Raw genomic sequence first — 601 nt, forward strand, 5'->3', positions numbered from 1 at the left:
TTCTTTCCCTGAAGAGTTTCTTTCTCTTTTCCGAAAAGAGAAAGAAAGGCTTCTTTTAGCCTGTTTTCTTCCTGAAATTACTTACAAGCGCTAATTGCGGTAACTCTTCAAGCTCTTCGTCAGATAGGCTTTCCAACTTTGTTATATCTATATTCTTTCTGATTTTTAGCAATCTCAGCGCTTCCATTATTTTTGCAATATCTAAGTTGCGCGGGCAACGTACTGCGCATGTAAAGCATGCAGAACATACCCAAGGAGTTTTCGCGCTCAATATTTCTGATTTGCCAAACTGCAAGTAGCGAATGACCTTATCAGGAGCAATATCCATAGCTAAGCTGAAAGGACAGCTTGCAGAGCATGTACCGCAAAAATAGCATGTGAATAGATTTTGACCGCTGAGCTCTTCTACTTTCGCTAAAATTGGATTTTCTAGTTTTTTAGCTCCTATTTTTATCATACAAATCACTCAGCCCAGCATGAATCTACCGTTGAAATTATTTGCCTGTCTCTAAATCCGTATTGGTCAATAGCTACATTGGGGCAAGTTGCTACGCAAGCGCCGCAGCCTTTGCATACTACCTCGTTAACTTTGGCTATACCT

Annotated in this window: 1 protein-coding gene; it reads right to left on the reverse strand. The window is 40.3% G+C overall.

Annotated features, from left to right (window positions below):
• Positions 1-55 precede the first annotated feature (55 nt).
• Entirely contained in the window at positions 56-457 is a 402-nt protein-coding gene (locus QMD21_07880; GenBank protein ID MDI6856682.1) for a 4Fe-4S dicluster domain-containing protein, read from the reverse strand.
• Between the last annotated feature and the right edge of the window lie 144 nt (positions 458-601).

Source organism: Candidatus Thermoplasmatota archaeon, assembly GCA_030018475.1.
GTDB lineage: Archaea > Thermoplasmatota > JASEFT01 > JASEFT01 > JASEFT01 > JASEFT01.

Coding starts and splice junctions, on each gene's coding strand:
- QMD21_07880 (MDI6856682.1), bottom strand. CDS start 457: ATGATAAAAATAGGAGCTAAAAAACTAGAAAATCCAATTTTAGCGAAA.